Source organism: Actinosynnema sp. (assembly GCF_052038725.1).
The window spans coordinates 1-1,670 of record NZ_JBQGCX010001081.1; the positions used below are offsets into that span (position 1 = coordinate 1).

The 1,670-nt window shown below is 70.8% G+C and carries 1 protein-coding gene; it reads right to left on the reverse strand.

Features of this window, described 5'->3' with window-relative positions:
• Nucleotides 1-1,356: ThuA domain-containing protein (locus ACTUAL_RS22810; protein ID WP_440901668.1), on the reverse strand; the 1,356-nt coding region annotated here is incomplete at its 3' end.
• Between the last annotated feature and the right edge of the window lie 314 nt (nucleotides 1,357-1,670).

A 1,670-nucleotide genomic window follows, 5' to 3' on the forward strand; every position in this document is an offset into this window, starting at 1 on the left:
GTCGTCCTGGGGCGTGATCCGCAGGACCTTGCCCCGCAGGTCGTTGGTGTTGCCCGAGGTGCCCTGCGCGTCGTAGGCGGCGCGGTTGGGCCGCTCGTCGATGGGCGTGTAGCCCTGCGACTCGAAGGGGTTGACGTTGTCACCGGTGGCGATGAACAGGTTGCCCTGGGTGTCGAAGGCCAGTGCGCCGCCGGCGTGGCAGCACTGCGCCCGCTGCACCGGGACCTCCAGCACGACCCGCTCGCTGGCGGGGTCGATGCTCGTGGTGCCCATGGTGAAGCGGGAGACCTTGTCGACCGAGGACCCGGTGGGCGACCAGTACAGGTACACCCAGCCGTTGTCGGAGAAGTCCGGGTCCAGGGCGATGCCGAGGAGGCCGAACTCCTGCACGGTCGTGACGTTGAGGGTCAGCACCGTGCGGACCTGGCCGTTGCGCTCGATGACGCGGACCTCGCCGTTGCGCTCGATGTAGAAGACGCGGCCGTCGTCGGCCACCTCCAGCTCCATCGGGTTGGAGGTGTTCTCGTCGAGCGCGACCTTCTCGAAGCTGCTGCTGGCGGTCGCGGCGCAGTCGTGCGCCCTGACGCCCGCGGTGGTCTCGATGCCGCCGAGCAGGTGGTCGAGGAACTCCGCCTCGACGAAGGACTCGTTGGTGTGGCCCATCGCGGTGTACCAGCTGCGCCCGCCGTCGGGCATCTCCTGGCACCACGCGATCGGGTGGTCGTCACCCATGGCGCCGTTGCCGGGGTTGTAGCTGGTCTCGTCCAGCGAGGCGAGGACGTGGACGTCGTTGCGCGGGTTGCGGTCGAAGTTGTACCACTCGTCGAAGCGCGTCCAGCTCTGCGGGAGGCCCTCGGTCGAGGGGTGGGCCGGGTCCTCGACGAGGACGCGCGCCGTCTGGTTCTGGGGGTGGCTCGTGAAGTACGCGCCGACCAGGTCGCCGTAGAACTCCCAGCCGTACTCGGTGTCGGACGCGGAGTGCACGCCGGCGAAGCCGCCGCCGTTGCCGATGTAGGCCTCGAACGCCGTCTGCTGGGCGTCGTTGAGCACGTCACCGGTCGTCGACAGGAAGACGACGGTCTCGAACGGGGCGAGCCCGGCCTCGGTGAAGATGGCCGCGTCCTCGGTCGAGGTCACGCTGAAGTCGTGCTCCTCGCCGAGCCGCTCGATGGCCGCGATGCCCGAGGGGATGCTGCCGTGGCGGAAGCCCGCGGTCTTGGAGAACACGAGGACGTCGAAACGACCCTCGCCGACTGCAGGGGGGGCGAGGGCCGTGGCCGCGCCGAGCGACTCGGCGGCGACGGAGGTCGTGGTGGGGAGGGAGGGGGTCGTGGCGGCCGCGGCCGGCGTGGCCACGACGAGACCGGCCGGCAGGGCCAGTCCGATCAGGCCGGCGAGAGCGGCCCGGGCGGGTGCCCGACGCCTCCCCGGCTGCGGATCCAGGCGGTGACGTGCAATCCTCATCGATCGTCCGTTCTTTGTCCTGAGGGTGGGGTTGGCTGAAACGTCTTCTCTCTCGGGTCGTAGGGACGGATGTGGTGACCCGGACCGCCCGCCGTTGCCCCGGCGGGCGGCCCGGGGGTCTCAGACCGCCTGCCAGGCGGAGGAGGCGGCGGAGCTCCGCTCGACCGCGTCGAGCACCCGCTGGACCTGCAGCCCGTCGGCGAACG